The sequence below is a fragment of the Halomicrobium mukohataei DSM 12286 genome (genome assembly GCF_000023965.1).
Classification (GTDB): Archaea; Halobacteriota; Halobacteria; order Halobacteriales; family Haloarculaceae; genus Halomicrobium; species Halomicrobium mukohataei.
Map to the genome: position 1 here is coordinate 2862748 of NC_013202.1, position 17010 is coordinate 2879757.

The window sequence follows — 17010 nt, forward strand, 5'->3', positions numbered from 1 at the left end:
GGCTCGGTCGGCACGGCCATGAATCTTTGTGATTAATCATTATGTATTCCTTAAGGACGTATTATCATGAAAGATCATTACATTTATTGTGGGGAGCCTCGTCTGCACTATCACATGCCCCGGACGGTCATCCTCGGCGTCATCGGCTCCGACGCTCACGTCGTCGGTATCACGATTCTCGAACAGGCGCTGTCGGCCGCAGGCTTCGACGTCGTCAATCTCGGCGTCAAGACCTCGCAGGCGGACTTCGTCGACGCGGCACAGTCCCACGACGCCGAGGCGGTACTGGTCTCGTCCCTGTACGGCCACGCCCGGCAGGACTGTGAGGGCTTTCACGACCGGATCGCAGACGCCGGCCTCGACGTGTGCACCTACGTCGGCGGCAACCTCGCGGTCGGTCAAGACGAGTTCGAGCAGACCCGCGAGCGCTTCCGCGAGATGGGTTTCGACCGCGTCTTCGACGCGGAGACCGACCCACAGGAGGCGATCGCGGCGCTGCGCCAGGACCTCCAGCTGACGGCCCGCGAGGCCGAGCGAGCGAGGGTCGACAGCTGACCATGCCCCGCGACCAGCGGCTCGCTGGCGAGGAGCTACAGCGACTCGCCAACGGACTCCGCGACGAGTGGCACACCGGCCGCGAGGTCGACTTCGAGGAGGCGATCGCCTTCCACGAGTCGCTCCCGCCCGGCAAACAGTTCGCCCCGGTTCTGGAGTCGGCCGATCGACCCCTGCTCCAGCCACGCGCGGGCGTCCCCTGCCTCGAAGCGCAGATCGATCTGCTCCGGTATCTCGAACAGCAGGGCGGGGCGGACCTGCTCCCGACGACGATCGACTCCTACACCCGCGACAACGAGTACGAGAAGGCAGAGGAAGGGCTGGCGGCCTCGCGCAACAGCGACGAGGACGCGCTGAACGGGTTCCCAGCGGTCAACCACGGCGTCGAGGACTGCCGCCGACTCGTGCGGGCGCTGGACACGCCCATCGAGGTGCGCCACGGCACGCCCGACGCGCGCCTGCTGGCGATGGTGACGCTGGCGGGTGGCTTTCAGAGCTTCGAGGGCGGCCCCATCTCGTACAACATCCCCTACACGAAAGGCCACAGCCTAGAGGAGACGATCACACACTGGCAGTTCGTCGACCGGCTCTGTGGGGCCTACGCGGAGCGAGGCGTCGTCGTCAACCGCGAGCCGTTCGGCCCGCTGACCGGGACGCTGGTCCCGCCGGCCATCGCCATCGCCGTGATGCTGGTCGAGGGGCTGCTCGCGGCCACGCAGGGCGTGCGCTCGCTGACGCTTGGCTACGGCCAGGTCGGCAACGTCGTCCAGGACGTGGCCGCGCTGCGCGCGCTGGGCGCGCTGGGCGAGGAGTACCTGCCCGACGACGTGACGGTCACCACCGTCTTCCACGAGTGGATGGGCGGGTTCCCACCCGACGAGGCCCGTGCCAGCGGCGTCATCGGCCTCGGCGGCGTCACGGCGGCGGTCGCCAGGCCCGACAAGGTCATCACCAAGTCCCCACAGGAGTTCCAGGGCGTCCCGACCAAGGAGGCCAACGCCGCCGGCCTGCGGACGACGAGACAGCTCATAGATATGACCATCGAACAGGACATCGACCTCGCCGGTATCGACGAGGAACAGCGACTGATCGAACAGACGACACGCGCGCTGATGGACGCGATCGACCGCCACGGCGACGGCGACGTGGCCCAGGGGGTGATCCGTGCCTTCGAGTCGGGCGCGATGGACGTTCCCTTCGCCCCCAGCGACGCCGCGGCGGGCGCGGTGTTGCCGGCCCGCGACGACGACGGCCGCGTCCGGATGTTCGAGTTCGGCGATCTCGCAGTGCCCGACGAGATCCGCGAGATTCACGAGAACAAGCTCGGCAAGCGCGCCGAGCGAGAGGGCCGAGCCCAGTCGTTCCAGATGGTCGCCGACGACGTGGACGCCATCAGCGACGGCAAGCTCATCGGCCGCCGGGGTGAGACGGATGCGGATTGAGGCCGTCCGGGCGACCCCCGGCGTCGCGGGCTTTTTCTTCGACGACCAGCGGGCGATCAAGCAGGGGGCCAGCCGCGACGGGTTCACCTACGAGGGCGAGCCGGTGACCGACGGCTTCGACCGGATCCGAGAGGCCGGCGAGAGCCTGCTGGTCGAACTCCGGCTCGGCGACGGCCGGTGGGTGCGGGGAGACTGTGCCGCCGTCCAGTACTCCGGGGCCGGCGGTCGCGACCCCCGGTTTCGGGCCGACGAGTTCGTGTCGGTCCTCGAGGGGCAGGTCGCCGACGTGCTGCGCGGACGGGACGCGACCCACTTCGACGAGAACGTCACGGCCATCGAAGCGCTGCCCTCGCGCGAGGGGGGACGACTCCACACGGCCGTCCGCTACGGCGTCTCGCAGGCGCTGCTGAACGCCGCCGCCCACGCGACTCGGGGCACGCCCACCGACGTGCTCGCGACGGCGCTGGGAACGGAACCGGCCACGGAGCCCGTCCCGGTGTTCGGCCAGTCCGGCGACGAGCGATACACCAACGCCGAGAAGATGCTCGTCAAGGGCGTCCCAGTCCTGCCCCACGGACTGTTCAACTCCGCGGACGCGATGGGCGCGGACGGCGACGGCCTGCTCGACTACCTCGACTGGCTGTCGACACGCACCGACGACCTCGGACGCCCGGAGTACGAGCCCCGGTTTCACGTCGACGTGTACGGCATGGTCGGCGAACTCTTCGGGCCGCCCTACGACCGCCCCGAAGTCACCGACTACTTCGCGGCGCTCGAACGGGCGGCGGCCCCCTACCCGCTGCAGGTCGAGGGACCGATGGACGCCGCTGGGCGGGCCGACCAGATCCACGCGATGGCCGAACTCCGCGAGGCGCTCGCCGACGCGGGCGTCGCCGTGGACGTCGTCGCCGACGAGTGGTGCAACACGTTCGACGACGTTCGCCGCTTCGTCGACCACGAGGCCGCTGACGTGGTCCAGATCAAGACGCCGGACCTGGGCGGCGTCCAGCGGTCGGCCCGCGCGGTCCGCTACTGCGAGGGCACCGACACCCGGGCGTACCTCGGTGGCACCTGCAACGAGACGGCGACCTCCGCGCGGGCCTGTGCCCACGTCGCGCTGGCGACCGACGCCGCGCAGGTGCTGGCAAAGCCCGGCATGGGCTTCGACGAGGGGTACATGATCGTCACCAACGAGATGCGCCGGACGGTGGCACGGATGGACGGGCGAGCGACCGGGGCCGACGCCGCCGAGCGACGGGACGCCGTGCGTCGCGATCCAGACCCCGGCCGGGCGGGCGGTGGTCGGCGATGAGCGACTGGACCGACCCGGACGCCTTCGCCTCGGCGCTCGATCGCGCGGAGACCCGAGAGAAGGGCCACTACTTCGAGCGCTTCGCGGTCGGCGAGACCATCGAGCACGAGCCCGGCCTGGCGCTCGATCGGCCCGGCAACGAGCGGTGGATGGGCCAGACGCTGAACCACGATCCCGCCTACTGGCGGACCGACACCGCCCGCGAGCGGGACTTCCCCGAGCCACCGATCCACCCGGACTACCTGCTCGCCTGCGTCATGGGCGCGACCGTCGAGGACCTCTCGGAGAAGGGCGGGTACTTCCTCGGCCGGACCGACCTCCGGTTCCACGAGCCCGTCCTGCCGGGGACCGAGATCAGAGCCCGGTCGACCGTCGAGTCGACGGCCACCTCGAACTCCCGGCCCGACTACGGGATCGTCACCTGGCAGACGGCGGGCTACGACGCCGAGACGGACTCGGTGCTGGTCAGCTACGAGCGGACGAACATGGTCCCGCGGCGGACCGCGACAGCGGCCGACGGTGGGCAGGTGACCGACGACGAACAGACGGCCGAGGAGGGAGCGTCCACCCGCACCCTGCCGGACACGCTGATCGCCCCCGACGGCCCCCACTTCGAGGACTTTCGGGCGGCGCTCGATCGCGTCGGGGACGATCCGGACGCGGCCGTCGCCTACCGCCACGAGCGCGGTCGGACGATGGACGACCAGCTCGTGGCCGGGCTCCCCCTGGCGACGCTGAACACGGCGCGCCAGCACCACAACCGCGACGCGATGGCCGACTCGCCGTCCGGAGACATCGTGGCCTACGGCGACGTGACCCGCTCGGTCGCGCTGGCCCACGCCCGATCGGACGAGGCGACGTACCGGGAACGCGCCTATCACGACGAATCGTTCCACGACTTCGTGACGCTGGGCGACACGATCTACGGCTTCACGCGCGTCCTCGAAGCCGATCCCGACCCCGGCCCGCCGCGAGCCGGCGAAGTGACCTTCGAACACGTCGCGTTCGACCAGGACCGCCGTCCGGTCTACTCCGGCCGGCGAACCGCACTCGTCGACAGCCGACACCCCGACCAATGACACGACTCTGTCGCACCTTCCAGACCGCACCGGCCGCCGTCCCGCGCGAGAACTCGGCGAAGTACCTCGACTCCGGGCTCACCGCCGAGGGGTTCGAGGCACCGGACTGGCTCGCGCCCGACATCGAGGACGGCACCGCGCCGTCGATGAAAGCCGAGGCGCTCGAAAACACGATCGACCGGCTCCCCGAATACGGCCCCGACTTCGGCGGGGAGATCTGGCCCCGCGTCGAGTGGAGTTACGCCGACCCGAGCTTCCGGGAGCGAGGCGTCGACCAGATCGACCGCCTCGTCGGCGAGGCCGGCGACCACCTCGACGGCGTCGTCGTCCCGAAGGTCGGCCGGCGAACAGATGTCGAGCGGGCCCGCTCGGCCGTCGCGGAGGCCGAACGCGAGCACGGGTACGACGACGGCTCGATCGGTCTCTCCGTGATCGTCGAGACGGCGCGGGCGTTCTCGGACCTGCGAGAGATCGCGCGGCTGGGCGAGGACTCGCGTCTGACCGGCCTGATCTTCGGACCGGTGGACTACACCGCAGAGCTGGGCGGGCGCGCGATGGACGGCGAGCGCCCCCAGTGGGCCGCGATGCTCGAACGGCTCTCGAACGAGGCCAGCGCCGCCGGTCTCCTCGCCGTCGGCGGCCCCTTCGACCAGCTCTTTCACGAGCGGGCAGGGGTGACCTACTACAACGCACCGGGCTACGCCGACCAGGTGACCCGCGAGGCGACCATCGGCATCGACGGCTCGTGGTCGCTCCATCCCAAACAGACCGTCCAGGCCAACCGCATTCACATGCCGACCGCCGAGGAACTGGAGCGCGACGTGGGCAAGATCGAGCGCTTCGTCGAAGCCAAGGCAGAGGGGTCGGGCGCGGTCGTGCTGGACGGCCAGATGGTCGACGAGGCCACGTACAAGAACTTCGCCAACACGGTCGCGACGGTCCGTGCCATCGACGAGGCCCACCCCGAGCAGACGGCCGACCGCTACGACGGCGACCTCGTCGAGCGTGCGCGCGCCGTCGAACTGGGGTTCGAGGGCTCGACGTAAGCGGTCAGATATCCACGCCGAACTCGACTGTAGCCGGAAGCTGCCACAAAAATTTGTCCACAGTATGCTACAGTATGCCTCAAGTCGTTTGATTTATCCTCTATGCCGGTGAGCTGAGCCCGCTGCTCCCGGAGGCCGTCGATTCCGCCGCCGGTGCCCGAGCCCGGCACGAGGGCGGTCCGCGTAGCGGCGGGCGAAGCGAGTAAGACCCTCCCGACCGAAGACGATCACGTGAAAGACTTCGAGCGCGAGCAGTTGCTCGAACGCATCGGCCGGGAGAGCGCGACGATCGGCGTGGACATCCCCGAGGAGATCGAGGTGCAAGGCGAGACGATCGAACTCCAGTCGTTCGTCTTCGAGATCAAGCGCCGGGACACGATCCCCTCCGGCGAACGCGACCGCGTCGAGAACGCCAAGCGCAACCTCCGACGCGAACGCCGCCAGCGCAAGCAGCGCATCGAGGACGACGACATCACGTTCGCGCAGGGAGAGCGCCTCGCGAACTCGATCATCGGGATCGACCGGGCGCTGAACGCCCTCGAACAGCTCGGCCCGGCCGACATCGAGCAGGAGGCCCAGGCCAAGGAAGCCGCCGACAAGAAACGCTGGATGACGTTCCTCAAGAAGGCGCTGGGCCACGAGGACGCCGACTCCGGTACCGGGAGGGCGAGTCGCGGACGATGAGTCGTAACGACGAGATCGCCCGGCAGTTCGAGGCCTTCGCCGACCTGCTGGACGCGAAGGGCGTCGACTACAAGCCACGCGCGTACCGCCGCGCCGCGGAGAACATCCGCGAGTACCCACAGGCAGTGGAGGGCCTCGCCCAAGAGGGCGAGGACGCCGTCGGCGAGATCGACGGCGTCGGCGACGCCATCGCGAGCAAGGTCGTCGAGTACGTCGACACCGGCCACATCGAGGAACTGGAGGCGCTGCGCGAGGAGTACCCCCTCGACATGGCGGCGATCACCAGCGTCGAGGGCGTCGGCCCCAAGACCGCCGGGACGCTGTACGAGGAACTGGGGATCGAGACGCTCGACGACCTCGAATCGGCCGCCGAGGCCGGCGACATCCAGACGGTGAAGGGGTTCGGAGCCAAGACCGAGCAGAACATCCTCGACGGGATCGACTTCGCCCGCGAGGCCCACGAACGGCAGTTGCTCGGGGACGCCCGCCCCAACGGCGAGCGCGTCGTCGAGTACCTCGACACCGTCGACGCAATCGCGTCGGTCGAGCTCGCGGGCTCGCTGCGACGCTGGCGGGCGACGATCGGCGACGTGGACGTGCTGGTCGGCAGCGACGACGCCGAGCGGGTCGTCGCGGCGTTCGCCGACTGGCCCGAGGCCGACAGCGTCATCGAGGCCGGCGACACGAAGGCCAGCCTGCGGGCCGACGGCGTCCGGATCGATCTGCGCGTCGTCGTCCCCGAGGAGTTCGGGGCCGCCCTCCAGTATTTCACCGGGAGCAAGGCCCACAACGTCGCCGTCCGGAACCGCGCGATCGAACGGGACCTGAAGGTCAACGAGTACGGCATCTTCGACGTGGCCGGCGTCGAAGACGACGACCAGCGGGCCGGCGAGCGGATCGGCGGCGAGACCGAGGCGTCGGTGTACGAGCCGCTGGAGATGGACTGGGTTCCCCCGGAACTGCGAGAGAACCGCGGCGAGATCGAGGCCGCCGTCGAAGGGGACCTGCCGGACCTCGTCGAGACGAGCGATATTCGCGGGGACCTCCACACGCACACGTCCTGGTCGGACGGCCGCGCCACCATCGTGGAGATGATCGAGGGGGCGGCCGCCTTCGGCCACGACTACCTCGCGATCACGGACCACGCCACCGGGCCGGGGATGGTCGGCGGCGTCGGCCTCGACGACGAGCAACTGCGCGACCAGCTCGCCGAGATCCGGGCGGCGGCCGACGAGGCGGGGATCGACGTGTTCGCGGGCGTCGAGGCCAACGTCGCGGCCGACGGCCAGGTGTCGGTCGCCGACGACCTGCTGTCCGACCTCGACCTCGTGGTTGCCTCGCCCCACGCCGCGCTCGACGGCGACGGCACCGAGCGGTTGATCGCGGCGGCAAAACACCCAGCCGTCGACATCGTCGGCCACCCGACCGGTCGCTACCTCAACCGCCGTCCGGGCCTCGACGTGGACGTATCCCGGCTGGCGACGGTCGCCGCCGACCACGGCACGGCACTGGAGATCAACGCCGACCCGGCGCGACTGGACCTCGCTGGCAGCGCCGTCAAGACGGCGATCGAAGTCGGCGCGACCATCGCTATCGACACCGACGCACACTCGCCGGCCGGCTTCGACAGCCTCAGGTACGGCGTCCACACCGGCCGGCGGGGCTGGGCCGAGCCCGTTGACGTACTCAACGCCTGGAACGTCGACGACGTGCGGTCGTTCCTCCACTGACCGATGACCGACCTCCTGCTCGACGTGATGTGCGGGACGCTCGCGACGTACCTGCGCATGTGTGGCTACGACGCCGCCTACGCGCTCGACCGGGACATCGCCCCGGACGCGCCGGACGAGGCGCTCCTCGTCCTGGCCCGACGCGAAGGGCGACGGATCGTCACCAGGGATCGCGACCTCGCGAGCCGGAGTCCCGACGCGATCTTGCTCGACGGCCGGGCGATCGAGACACAGCTCTCGGAGCTGTCGGACGCGGGCTTCGAACTCGCCGTCGACGACGAACCCGCGTACTGTGGCGACTGCAACGGCCGACTGGACGCCGTCGACGCCGACCGCTCGACGCCCGACTACGCACCGAAGCCCGACGAGACGGACGTGTGGCGCTGTCGAGCCTGCGGACAGCACTTCTGGCGAGGGAGCCACTGGGACGACGTGGCCGAGACGATCGCCGAGATCGAGGACTAACTGCCGTCACTGATTGACGGGCGTCGCCGCCAAGCGTGTCGACCACACGACTGGCGGACGGCTGGCAGCGTGCCCACACCGGCCACTCGCCACGGGCCGGTATGTGGGTGTTACCCACCCGTACCAACCGCCCCACTTAGAGCGGAGTGAGCACGGACCGGCCGACCGAGCCGACGCAAAAACCGCAGGACGGCAGCGGTTTAACCGACCGTACCAAACCCCCTAAGAGTATCTGATCCGAACGGTGGTGTATGAGCACGACAGCGACGACGGCCGACACGCGCCTCTCGGAGAAACAGCGCCGCATCCTCGAGTTCCTGCGAGACAACGCCGACACACAGACGTACTTCAAGTCCCGGCTCATCGGCAACGAACTCGGTCTCTCCGCGAAAGAAGTCGGGACGAACATGACGGCCATCGAAGACGGCGAGTTCGACATCGACATCGAGAAGTGGGGCTACTCCTCGGCGACGACGTGGAAGGTCACCTGCTGACCGCTCGTCGAACTCTCTCGTCGCTTCTCGTAGTACCGGCAGCAGTGCCCGAAGCGACGGCCGACCGTCGGTCACGCCCCCCAGCAGCGACCTGTGCTCGACCGGAAAAGCGACGACAGTCCTCCGTCACTCCGGATCGTACGAGACGAGATCCGCCGCCTCGGTGGCGAGCGTGGCCGCGTGCTCACCGAAGGAGTCCGCGTAGCGAACGAGCAGCGTCAGGACGGTCTCTGGCTCTTCGACCGCGTAGCCGTCGTCTCGCGAGAGCAGTCCCACACTCTCCAGTTCGCTCGCGTACTTGCTGACGGTCGGCCGAGACACGTCCAGCGTCGCCGCCAGGTCCCCGCCCGTGGCCGACGGATCTCTCAGCAGCGCGACGAGCATCCCACGCGGCGTCTCGCGGCGGAGATAGCTCAACACGACCATCTCCCGCTCGGAGAACTGTCCGGCCGCGAAAAACCGCCGGTAGTCGCCGTCGCGGTAGCTGTCGATCCGTCCGTCCTCGGCCAGTTGCCGGAGGTGATGCTGGCTCTCGCCGGTCCCGAGCTGGAGGTCGTCTCTGATCTTCGAGAAGTGCGCGCCGGGCGTCGTCGAAACGTAGCCCGCGATCGCTTCACGGGCGTCGCTCTCGGAGTCCCCGTCGCTGTCAGAGAAGCGCGCCAGCGGACCCGCCGCACCGAGCGCGGCGAACCGGCGCAGCGTCGCACGCTTCGATTCGTCGACCGGACCATCCCCACCCATGTCTGGTTCAGCTACGCACACCAGTAATAAAACGGCTTCGACTGTAGTGACTATAGTAACAATTGAAACGATTTACACACCGATCGCGCTTCCGTCGTGCGATCGGGTGTGCATTGATTTTCAATGGCTACTATACCTGGCCTACAGGTCGTCTTCGTCGGTGCTACCGTCGCCAGGGGCGTTGCCACCGTCACCGAACTCCTGGTCCATCTCCTCGATAGCCTCGTTGGCGTCGACGATACCCGAGTCTTCGCCGTGTTTGATCTTCTGGGCCTGCTGTTCCATCTCCTCGACGTCGACGTCGGCCTCCGCGTCGATCTGACCGAGGATCTTCTCGATGTCGTCGAGGCCGAGCATCTCGCGGGCCTCCTCGTCGAACTCCAGACCCTCCAGCACGTGGCCGTTCTCCTTCACGTCCGAGCCGGTGAGGTGCTTGCCGTACCGGCCCACCAGTGACGTGAGCTCCTGGGGCAGGATGAAGGTCGTCGACTCGCTGCCGCCGATCCCTTCCAGCGTCTCCATGCCCTTGTCGATAATCGCGCGTTCGCCCATCGACTCGGCGGATTTCGCGCGTAGCACCGTCGAAATCGCGTCACCCTGCGCCTCGAGGATCTGGCTCTGCTTCTCACCCTGTGCGCGGATGATGTTGGACTGCTTGTCACCTTCCGCCGTCTCGACGGCGGAGCGCCGTTCACCCTGGGCTTCCAGGATCATGGCACGGCGTTTCCGCTCCGCGGAGGTCTGTTGCTCCATGGCCCGCTGGACGTCCTTCGAGGGGTTGACCTCGCGGACCTCGACAGACTCGACGCGGATCCCCCACTCGTCGGTGGGTTCGTCCAGTTCCTGGCGGATGCGGGAGTTGATCTCGCCGCGCTTGTTCAGCGTGTCGTCCAGTTCCATGTCACCCAGTACGGCCCGCAGCGTCGTCTGGGCGAGGTTCGACGTGGCTCGCTCGTAGTTCTCGACCTCGAGGAACGCCTTCTTCGGGTCCATCACCTTGATGTAGACGACGGCGTCGGCGGTCACCGGGGAGTTGTCCCGGGTGATCGCTTCCTGCCGGGGCACGTCGAGTGTCTGGGTTCGCATGTCGAACCGCGTCACGTCCGACACGAACGGGTAGATGAAGTGGATCCCCTGATCGAGGAGGCCACGATACGAACCGAGGACCGTGTACGCACCCTGCTGGTACGGGCGGATGATGACGATGCTCGAATACACCAGTGCGACGGCGAGCAGGAGGAAGACCACTGCGACGAACAGGAGTCCCCCTCCTTGGAGGACGACACTTGGAAGCATATCGTCCCAACCTCGGGGTGGCTAAAAGAAAAGCCTTCGGTCGTCGTGACAGGTAGTTTCCGCTTACAGATCGCACACGGTGACCGTTCAGGCGGCGTCGGACTCGGCGTCTGGGTCGAACTCGCGTTCCGGTTCGGCGTCGGTCACTGACTGTTCGCGGTCGGTTTCGAGCTGTCGGTCGATCGCGTCACCGCCCGAGACGGCCTCGACGGTGACGACGTTGCCGCCGCCGGGATCGACGACCATCACTTCCGCGCCCTCTTCGATCTCACCGTCGACGCTGCGAGCCTGGTAGTAGGGGTTGAAGCCGGCGTCCTGAAGCTTCACTTCCCCGTCGGTCTGGGTGACTCGCTCGGTGACGCGGCCGAACTTGCCCCGCAGCGAGTTCGAGTCGAGCGTCTGTGCAGAGCCTTCGCCGTCGTAGATGTCGAGGCGACGGTACCCCCACAGGGTCAGACCGGTGGCCACGAGGACGGCGGCGGCGAGCACGAGAATCCCGAGCGCCCCCCCGACCGGCGAGAAGAGCCCGACGACGCCCGCCGTCAGGAGCGCGACGCCCAGAACGAAGAAGTGTGCGCCCGGAGCGACCGCTTCGGCGACGAGCAACAGGGCCCCTCCGACGAAGAGGAGCGTCGAGAGCGATTCGCTGAGCAGAGACATACGCGACCTACGGCCTCCGGCGGATTAAGTCTCCGGGGTCAGGAGTCCGAAGAAGCCGAAAGACAGCAGAGCGACGGCGAGGAGTCCGCCGCCGAGTACGAGCACGTTCTGGAGCGACGAGACGAAGCCGGGTGAGAGCATGGCCGCGAACCCGAACACCGCGAGGTAGACGCCGAGAACGACGAAGAGAGCGTTCTCGCGGCTCGCCGCCTCGGGTTCGATCGGCCCGGCCGACAGCAGACTCCCGGCGACGTTGCCGCCAGCGTCGGACTCGCTCTCGTCGACCAGCGGTTCCGGTACGTCCTCACTCGACAGCTCGACCGCCTCGTCGTGGCCGTTCGTCGCGGTCTCCGCGTCGGGGCCGACCTCGTCGACCGAGAACTTCCAGTCGTCGGAGTCGGCGTCGTTTGCCATACGCCGTCATTACAGGTGGTGGTACAAAAGCTCCCTGCGTCCGATCAGTGGATACGGGTGCCCAGTGGCGAGTCCTCGTGAGTCGTCAGCAGGTCGGCGTCGTCGCCGGCCGCGAGGATCATCCCGTTGGATTCGCGCCCGAACAGCTCCGCTTTCTCCATGTTGGCGAGGAGGACGACCCGCGTTCCGGGGAGCTCGTCCACGTCGTGGAGCCCCTTCAGGCCGGCCACGACCTGGCGGGTCTCGATCCCGATGTCGACCTCGAGTTCGAGGAGGTTGTCGGAGTCGGCGATGTCCTCGGCGGCGACGATCTGGCCGACGCGCATGTCGACGCCCTCGAACGCCTCGAAGCCGATGCGCTCGTCTTCGAGCGGTTCGAGTTCGACCGTCTCGTCGCCCTCGTCGTCCTCGTCGCCCTCGTCGTCACTGGCCGCCTCGACGCGGCGCTGGAGCTGATCGTTCAGCCCCTCGATGTGGTCGTCCTCGACCTGACTGAACAGCTCCGTCGGCTCGTCGAAGTCGGCGGGCGGCGTCGCCAGTGCGGCGTCGAGCGGGACATCAGCCACGGAGCCCTGTTCGCCGAGCTGTCCCCAGATGCGTTCGGCCTTCTCCGGCAGCACCGGCTGGAGCAGAACTGCGACGGCCTTCGAGAGCTGGACGCAGTCCCGGATCACCTGCTGGGCCCGCTCCGGATCGTCGTCGACGAGGTTCCAGGGCTCGTTGCGCTGGATGTACTCGTTGCCGAAGTCGGCGAGTTCGACGCCCACGTCGGCGAGGGCTCGCAGTTCGTAGTCGTCGACCGCGTCCTCGAAGGTCTCGATGGCGTCCTCGATGCGCTCGCGCACGTCGTCGCTGATCTCGGTGTCGGGCGTGCCGCCGTAGTTGCGCTTCGCGAACAGCAGCGACCGGTAGAGGAAGTTCCCGACGTTGCCGACGAGTTCGCCGTTGACTCGCTCGGCGAAGCGGTCCCACGAGAAGTCCACGTCGGTCTCGATGCCCGACCCGGAGACGATGTAGTAGCGGAACAGGTCGGGGTGAAAGCCCGCGTCGAGGTACTCGTCGGCCCACACCGCGCGGTTCCGGGAGGTCGAGAGGGAGTTGCCGTCGATGTTGACGAACCCGGTCGCGAGGATCGCGCGGGGTTCGTTGTAGCCCGCACCCCGGAGCATGGCCGGCCAGAAGACGGCATGGTGCTGGATGATGTCCCGGCCGATCACGTGGACGATCTCGCCGGCCTCGTCGGTCCAGTCGTCGTCCCAGTCGGTGCCGTGACGTTCCTCGCCGCCGAGCTTCCAGACGGACTCCCAGTCGTAGGTGTCCTCGCCGACCCGCTCGGTGTACTGCTTCGTGGAGGCGACGTACTCGATCGGGGCGTCGACCCAGACGTACAGCACGAGGTCCTCCTCGGTCTCCTCGTCGTCTGCGTCTGTCGGATAGTCGACCCCCCAGTCGATGTCCCGCGTGATACAGAGGTCCTGCAGGTCGCCCTCGACCCACTCGCGGGGCTGGTTCTGTGCGTTGTCGGTGCCGTCGAGGCGGTCGAGAAAGCCCTGGAGGTACTCCTGGAAGTCGTTCAGGCGCAGGAACTTGTGTTCGCGGGTGCGGTACTCGGCGGGGTTGCCCGTCCGCGTCGAGACGGGGTCCTCGATCTCGCCGGGTTCGAGGTGGCGCTGACACCCCTCGTCGCACTCGTCGCCACGCGCCCGTTCGCCGCAGTACGGGCAGGTGCCCTCGACGAGGCGGTCCGGGAGCCACTGGTCGGCTTCGGGGTCGTAGCCCACCTGGATCTCCTTCTCGTAGACGTGGTCCTGCTCGACCCACGAGCGGACGAACTCCTGTGTGAGTTCCTGGTTCGTGTCGTCGTGGGTGTGACCGTAGTTGTCGAACTCGACGTTGAACTGCGGGAAGGTCTCGGCGTAGGTCTCGTGGTACTCCAGCGCGTACGCCTCGGGATCGACGCCCTCCTCGCCCGCGTTGACGACGATCGGCGTGCCGTGCATGTCCGAGCCACAGACGAACGCGGTCTGTTGGCCGACGCGCCGGAGCGCGCGAGCGTACACGTCGCCGTTGACGTAGCCACGCAGGTGGCCGACGTGCAGGTCGCCGTTCGCGTAGGGCAACCCGACCGTCACCACTGCGGGATTGTCGGTGGGGAACTGCTGGTCGCTCATATCGGTTCGATACCGCCGTGGCTGTGGAAAGTGTGCCGATTTGCAGCCGCGCGTTCGCCGCCGTCGGTGCCAGCGGAAAACGCCCCGCGGCCGGCGGTGTCAGAAGATCGTGAAAAAGCCCGCGGCGAGCCCGATCGTCACGACCAGCCGACCGGCGCTACCGAAGAAGGTGGCAGTCGCGAACTTGAGGTAGTCGTCTTCGAGGATCGAGAACGCGTAGATCGAGATCGTGTCGGGGAAGAAAGGCACACACAGCGCCAGCGCGAGGCCGGCGTAGCCGTACTTCTTGGCGATCGAGACCGTCTTGCGTTCGGACCAGCCCAGAATGTCGAACCGGGACCGCTCCAGCAGAGAGAGCAGTGGCCCGTACTCTTTGGTCTCTTGGCCGATGTGGAAAGCAAAGATACTACCCAGCGCCTTGCCCGCCCCGCTGACGACGATGATGACGGCGATCGTCGCCGGTTCCGAGAGGCCGAGGCGCAGCGTCCCGCTGGGAGCCAGGACGACCTCGCTCGGGAACGGCAACAGGAACGCGATCAGGAACGAGTAGACGGCGATGATCAGCAGTCCGAACGGCCCGGTCGCCGTACAGACCGCCTCTTCGAGTCCCGTCGGATCTGTCGCTGTTCCGCATTCAGACAGAAACAGTACGAACCCATCGAACACCACTGACAGGGCCTAACGTGAGGGGCGTAGTAAGTGTTGATATGTCGCGTCGGTATCGCTCTATACTCTCGGTCGCCGTCGTACGCTGTAACGTCGTGGCGAGATCCGCAACTCGGGTGGCGAAATCGGTCACAGATGTCCGTCGACGGTGTCAGTACCAGTCCAGATCGGCGACGAAAGAGCGCAGCATCGAGCGGGTGACATGGGGCATACAGACGACGCGCATCTCGCCGCTGCCGGTCTTGGAGACCCGCCAGCCGCGGTCGCGTAGCTCCGTCGTCATCGGGATCGAGAGGTCCGCCGCGACGAGTGGCAGTTCGGGACCGATCACGTCGTGGCCCCGCACGTCGAGTTGTTCGGCGAGCCACTCGGCGTTGCCCATCGCCCGCTCGTAGGTCTCGCGGTAGCCATCCCGCCAGAGGGCGTCCATGGCGGCGACGGCGCTGGCGACGCCGGCCCCGGAGCGCGTCCCGGTCAGCGTGACCTGACTCCGCGATTCAAGATACGGCGTATCGATCGCCAGCTCGTCGAGGAGATCGGGCGAGCGCGCGAGCAGTCCGCCCGCCGGCACTGCGGCCTGCCCCACCTTGTGTGGGTCGATCGTCAGCGTGTCGACGTCGGCGTGTCCGAAGTGCCAGTCGTGGTCGGTAAAGGGGAGGTAGAAGCCGCCCCACGCCGCGTCGACGTGACAGAGCGCGCCGACCGCGTCTGCGAGGTCGGCGACCGCCGGGATCGGATCGACGTAGCCGTACTCGGTGGTGCCGGCCACGCCGACGACGGCGACAGTGTCGTCGTCCGCGAGGTGGGTCATGGCGTCCATGTCCGCCCGGTAGTCGGTCGCGGGCGCGGTCCGAAGCTCGACGCCGAGCAGCTCCGCGGCCTTGGTAAACGAGAAGTGAGCGTGTTCCGGCGCGACGACGTTGGGGTCGTCGGTGTCGCCGCGGTTGCGCGCGATCCGGATCGCCTGCACGTTCGCCTCGGTGCCGCCGCTGGTGACGTAGCCCGCGGGATCGCCGAGGCCGGCGATCGTTCCCAGTCGCTCGACGGCCTCGCGTTCGAGGTCGGCGACCGTCTCGTAGGTGCCCGGATCGCCGGGATTCGTCGCGAGGAACCGCTCGGCCGCCTTCCGAGCCGTCGGATGAGGTTCGGTACACATCGACGAGAGGACACGTTCGAACGACTGGGGCTCGGCCCGCTGCATCAGTTACGGACACGGACTTGACGACTTTAGGCGTTGTGTTCCTACCAGTTCGACGGGCCGATCTTCTTGGTCGCCTTCGCCCGGAGGCCGGCCGGACCGACCGAACTCTCGAAGACCGTCTGGCGTTCGGTGTCCAGCGCGCCGCCGAAAGAGCCGACGCGCATGGTCCGATACGTGTCGTGACCCTGGTCGTTCGAGTAGAAGAAGACCGAGCCGTGGAGCAGTCCGTGGATGTCGGGATCGCTCCGCACGTCGGCGGCCCGGCGTTCGTAGACCACGTAGGCGATCCCGTCCCAGCCGACGACCGCTTCGCGCAACCCCAGCAGGAAGCCGAGCACGGCGCTGCGATCGAGCCCGAAGTTCGTCGCCAGGAGGAGGTCCGAGAGCCCGTCGATCACGAGGATCGCGTCGTCGCCGCTGTCGGCGACGTACTCGCTGATCTCGTCGAGCAAGGCGGACACGTCGTCGGCGTCGTCGGTCTCCGTCGAGCGCTCGTCCGGCAGCGTCACGTCGTCGAGCAGCCCGGCGACCCCGCTGTCGTCGTCTTCGGTCGGCGCGGGCACGTCCTCGCGGCGCTGGTCGTACAGCGACGCGGGCACGTCGACGGCCGAGAGGAACTGCTGGGAGAAGTCGGCGACGGTGAGGTGGTCGGTCAGGATCTCGAACTGCTCGGAGTCGAGGACGGCGTCGAGTTCGCTGTAGATGTGTTCCCGGTCGTGAGTCAACGAGACGTAGCTGACGCGCTCGGGGATCGCCTCGCGCGCGTCGCCGAGCCGTCGGGGGTACAGCGCCGGCTCGTGTTTCGCGAGCGCGAGCGAGGCGAGGCTCGTGTACAGGAAGGCGTGGCTGCCGGCGTCGGGTGCGCCCGCGAGCAGCACTGCGCTACCGGTCGGGATACCTCTGACGGCACCGTCCAGTCCCGGGATGCCGAACGGGACGTACTCGACTCCCGCACTGACGCTCTTGGCCTCGGGTGGCGAGAGGTCGTCCATACGACCACTCCACCGCGCCGGCTGAAAACAGTATCCCCGAAACGCGGTCGGAAAGCCGACTC

General features: G+C 67.9%; 17 protein-coding genes. 9 read left to right on the top strand and 8 right to left on the bottom strand.

All coding sequences use genetic code 11. The features are described 5' to 3' along the window. Positions 1–114 precede the first annotated feature (114 nt). The 9 genes from glmS to HMUK_RS14485 all read left to right on the top strand — a co-directional run bounded on the left by glmS (position 115) and on the right by HMUK_RS14485 (position 8807). The gene (gene glmS, locus HMUK_RS14445; RefSeq protein ID WP_015763927.1) at positions 115–555 is read left to right on the top strand and encodes a methylaspartate mutase subunit S; all 441 of its coding nucleotides are present in this window, start codon (positions 115–117) and stop codon (positions 553–555) included. Positions 556–557: 2 nt separating this feature from the next. After that, positions 558–1997: a methylaspartate mutase subunit E gene (locus tag HMUK_RS14450; RefSeq protein ID WP_015763928.1), complete on the top strand. Its 1440-nt coding sequence runs from the start codon at positions 558–560 to the stop codon at positions 1995–1997. After that, positions 1987–3309 (top strand): methylaspartate ammonia-lyase, encoded by a 1323-nt coding sequence (locus HMUK_RS14455; protein ID WP_015763929.1) that lies wholly within the window; start codon positions 1987–1989, stop codon positions 3307–3309. Before HMUK_RS14450 ends, HMUK_RS14455 begins: the two co-directional genes overlap by 11 nt. After that, the gene (mch, locus tag HMUK_RS14460) at positions 3306–4388 is read left to right on the top strand and encodes a 2-methylfumaryl-CoA hydratase (RefSeq protein ID WP_015763930.1); all 1083 of its coding nucleotides are present in this window, start codon (positions 3306–3308) and stop codon (positions 4386–4388) included. The genes HMUK_RS14455 and mch overlap by 4 nt, the downstream gene beginning before the upstream one ends. Next, entirely contained in the window at positions 4385–5434 is a 1050-nt protein-coding gene (gene citE / locus HMUK_RS14465) for an L-malyl-CoA/beta-methylmalyl-CoA lyase (protein WP_015763931.1), read from the top strand. Before mch ends, citE begins: the two co-directional genes overlap by 4 nt. A gap of 231 nt (positions 5435–5665) precedes the next feature. Beyond that, on the top strand, positions 5666–6118 hold the full coding sequence (locus HMUK_RS14470) for a DUF5788 family protein (RefSeq protein WP_049940904.1): 453 nt from the start codon (positions 5666–5668) through the stop codon (positions 6116–6118). Next, complete coding sequence (gene polX / locus HMUK_RS14475) at positions 6115–7848, top strand: DNA polymerase/3'-5' exonuclease PolX (RefSeq protein WP_015763933.1); 1734 nt, start codon at positions 6115–6117, stop codon at positions 7846–7848. Before HMUK_RS14470 ends, polX begins: the two co-directional genes overlap by 4 nt. A gap of 3 nt (positions 7849–7851) precedes the next feature. Further along, complete coding sequence (locus tag HMUK_RS14480; RefSeq protein WP_015763934.1) at positions 7852–8313, top strand: Mut7-C RNAse domain-containing protein; 462 nt, start codon at positions 7852–7854, stop codon at positions 8311–8313. Between the two features lie 251 nt (positions 8314–8564). Then, positions 8565–8807 (top strand): DUF7123 family protein, encoded by a 243-nt coding sequence (locus HMUK_RS14485; protein WP_015763935.1) that lies wholly within the window; start codon positions 8565–8567, stop codon positions 8805–8807. A gap of 126 nt (positions 8808–8933) precedes the next feature. On the opposite strand, the gene HMUK_RS14490 is transcribed toward HMUK_RS14485, so the two are convergent. From HMUK_RS14490 to HMUK_RS14525, 8 genes are all read right to left on the bottom strand, one after another. Beyond that, positions 8934–9548, bottom strand: coding sequence for a winged helix-turn-helix transcriptional regulator (locus HMUK_RS14490; protein ID WP_015763936.1), 615 nt, complete (start codon positions 9546–9548; stop codon positions 8934–8936). 141 nt (positions 9549–9689) lie between these two features. Beyond that, positions 9690–10844 (bottom strand): SPFH domain-containing protein, encoded by a 1155-nt coding sequence (locus HMUK_RS14495; protein WP_015763937.1) that lies wholly within the window; start codon positions 10842–10844, stop codon positions 9690–9692. Between the two features lie 87 nt (positions 10845–10931). Then, positions 10932–11504, bottom strand: a complete 573-nt coding sequence (locus tag HMUK_RS14500; RefSeq protein ID WP_015763938.1) for an NfeD family protein — start codon at positions 11502–11504, stop codon at positions 10932–10934. 24 nt (positions 11505–11528) lie between these two features. Further along, positions 11529–11918, bottom strand: coding sequence for a DUF7312 domain-containing protein (locus HMUK_RS14505; protein WP_015763939.1), 390 nt, complete (start codon positions 11916–11918; stop codon positions 11529–11531). A 44-nt stretch (positions 11919–11962) separates the two neighbouring features. Then, positions 11963–14089 (bottom strand): methionine--tRNA ligase, encoded by a 2127-nt coding sequence (gene metG, locus HMUK_RS14510; RefSeq protein ID WP_015763940.1) that lies wholly within the window; start codon positions 14087–14089, stop codon positions 11963–11965. Between the two features lie 99 nt (positions 14090–14188). Then, positions 14189–14758: a YqaA family protein gene (locus HMUK_RS14515; RefSeq protein WP_015763941.1), complete on the bottom strand. Its 570-nt coding sequence runs from the start codon at positions 14756–14758 to the stop codon at positions 14189–14191. A gap of 148 nt (positions 14759–14906) precedes the next feature. Beyond that, positions 14907–15956, bottom strand: coding sequence for a tyrosine decarboxylase MfnA (gene mfnA / locus HMUK_RS14520; RefSeq protein ID WP_015763942.1), 1050 nt, complete (start codon positions 15954–15956; stop codon positions 14907–14909). Positions 15957–15997: 41 nt separating this feature from the next. Beyond that, positions 15998–16948 carry an RAD55 family ATPase gene (locus HMUK_RS14525; RefSeq protein ID WP_015763943.1) on the bottom strand — a complete coding sequence of 317 codons (951 nt, stop codon included), beginning with the start codon at positions 16946–16948 and terminating at the stop codon, positions 15998–16000. Positions 16949–17010 lie beyond the last annotated feature (62 nt).

Excerpts from the sequence above, each read along its gene's own strand:
- glmS (WP_015763927.1), top strand. The coding sequence starts at position 115 with ATGCCCCGGACGGTCATCCTCGGCGTCATCGGCTCCGACGCTCACGTC.
- HMUK_RS14450 (WP_015763928.1), top strand. The coding sequence starts at position 558 with ATGCCCCGCGACCAGCGGCTCGCTGGCGAGGAGCTACAGCGACTCGCC.
- HMUK_RS14455 (WP_015763929.1), top strand. The coding sequence starts at position 1,987 with ATGCGGATTGAGGCCGTCCGGGCGACCCCCGGCGTCGCGGGCTTTTTC.
- mch (WP_015763930.1), top strand. The coding sequence starts at position 3,306 with ATGAGCGACTGGACCGACCCGGACGCCTTCGCCTCGGCGCTCGATCGC.
- citE (WP_015763931.1), top strand. The coding sequence starts at position 4,385 with ATGACACGACTCTGTCGCACCTTCCAGACCGCACCGGCCGCCGTCCCG.
- polX (WP_015763933.1), top strand. The coding sequence starts at position 6,115 with ATGAGTCGTAACGACGAGATCGCCCGGCAGTTCGAGGCCTTCGCCGAC.
- HMUK_RS14480 (WP_015763934.1), top strand. The coding sequence starts at position 7,852 with ATGACCGACCTCCTGCTCGACGTGATGTGCGGGACGCTCGCGACGTAC.
- HMUK_RS14485 (WP_015763935.1), top strand. The coding sequence starts at position 8,565 with ATGAGCACGACAGCGACGACGGCCGACACGCGCCTCTCGGAGAAACAG.
- HMUK_RS14490 (WP_015763936.1), bottom strand. The coding sequence starts at position 9,548 with ATGGGTGGGGATGGTCCGGTCGACGAATCGAAGCGTGCGACGCTGCGC.
- HMUK_RS14495 (WP_015763937.1), bottom strand. The coding sequence starts at position 10,844 with ATGCTTCCAAGTGTCGTCCTCCAAGGAGGGGGACTCCTGTTCGTCGCA.
- HMUK_RS14500 (WP_015763938.1), bottom strand. The coding sequence starts at position 11,504 with ATGTCTCTGCTCAGCGAATCGCTCTCGACGCTCCTCTTCGTCGGAGGG.
- HMUK_RS14505 (WP_015763939.1), bottom strand. The coding sequence starts at position 11,918 with ATGGCAAACGACGCCGACTCCGACGACTGGAAGTTCTCGGTCGACGAG.
- metG (WP_015763940.1), bottom strand. The coding sequence starts at position 14,089 with ATGAGCGACCAGCAGTTCCCCACCGACAATCCCGCAGTGGTGACGGTC.
- mfnA (WP_015763942.1), bottom strand. The coding sequence starts at position 15,956 with ATGCAGCGGGCCGAGCCCCAGTCGTTCGAACGTGTCCTCTCGTCGATG.
- HMUK_RS14525 (WP_015763943.1), bottom strand. The coding sequence starts at position 16,948 with ATGGACGACCTCTCGCCACCCGAGGCCAAGAGCGTCAGTGCGGGAGTC.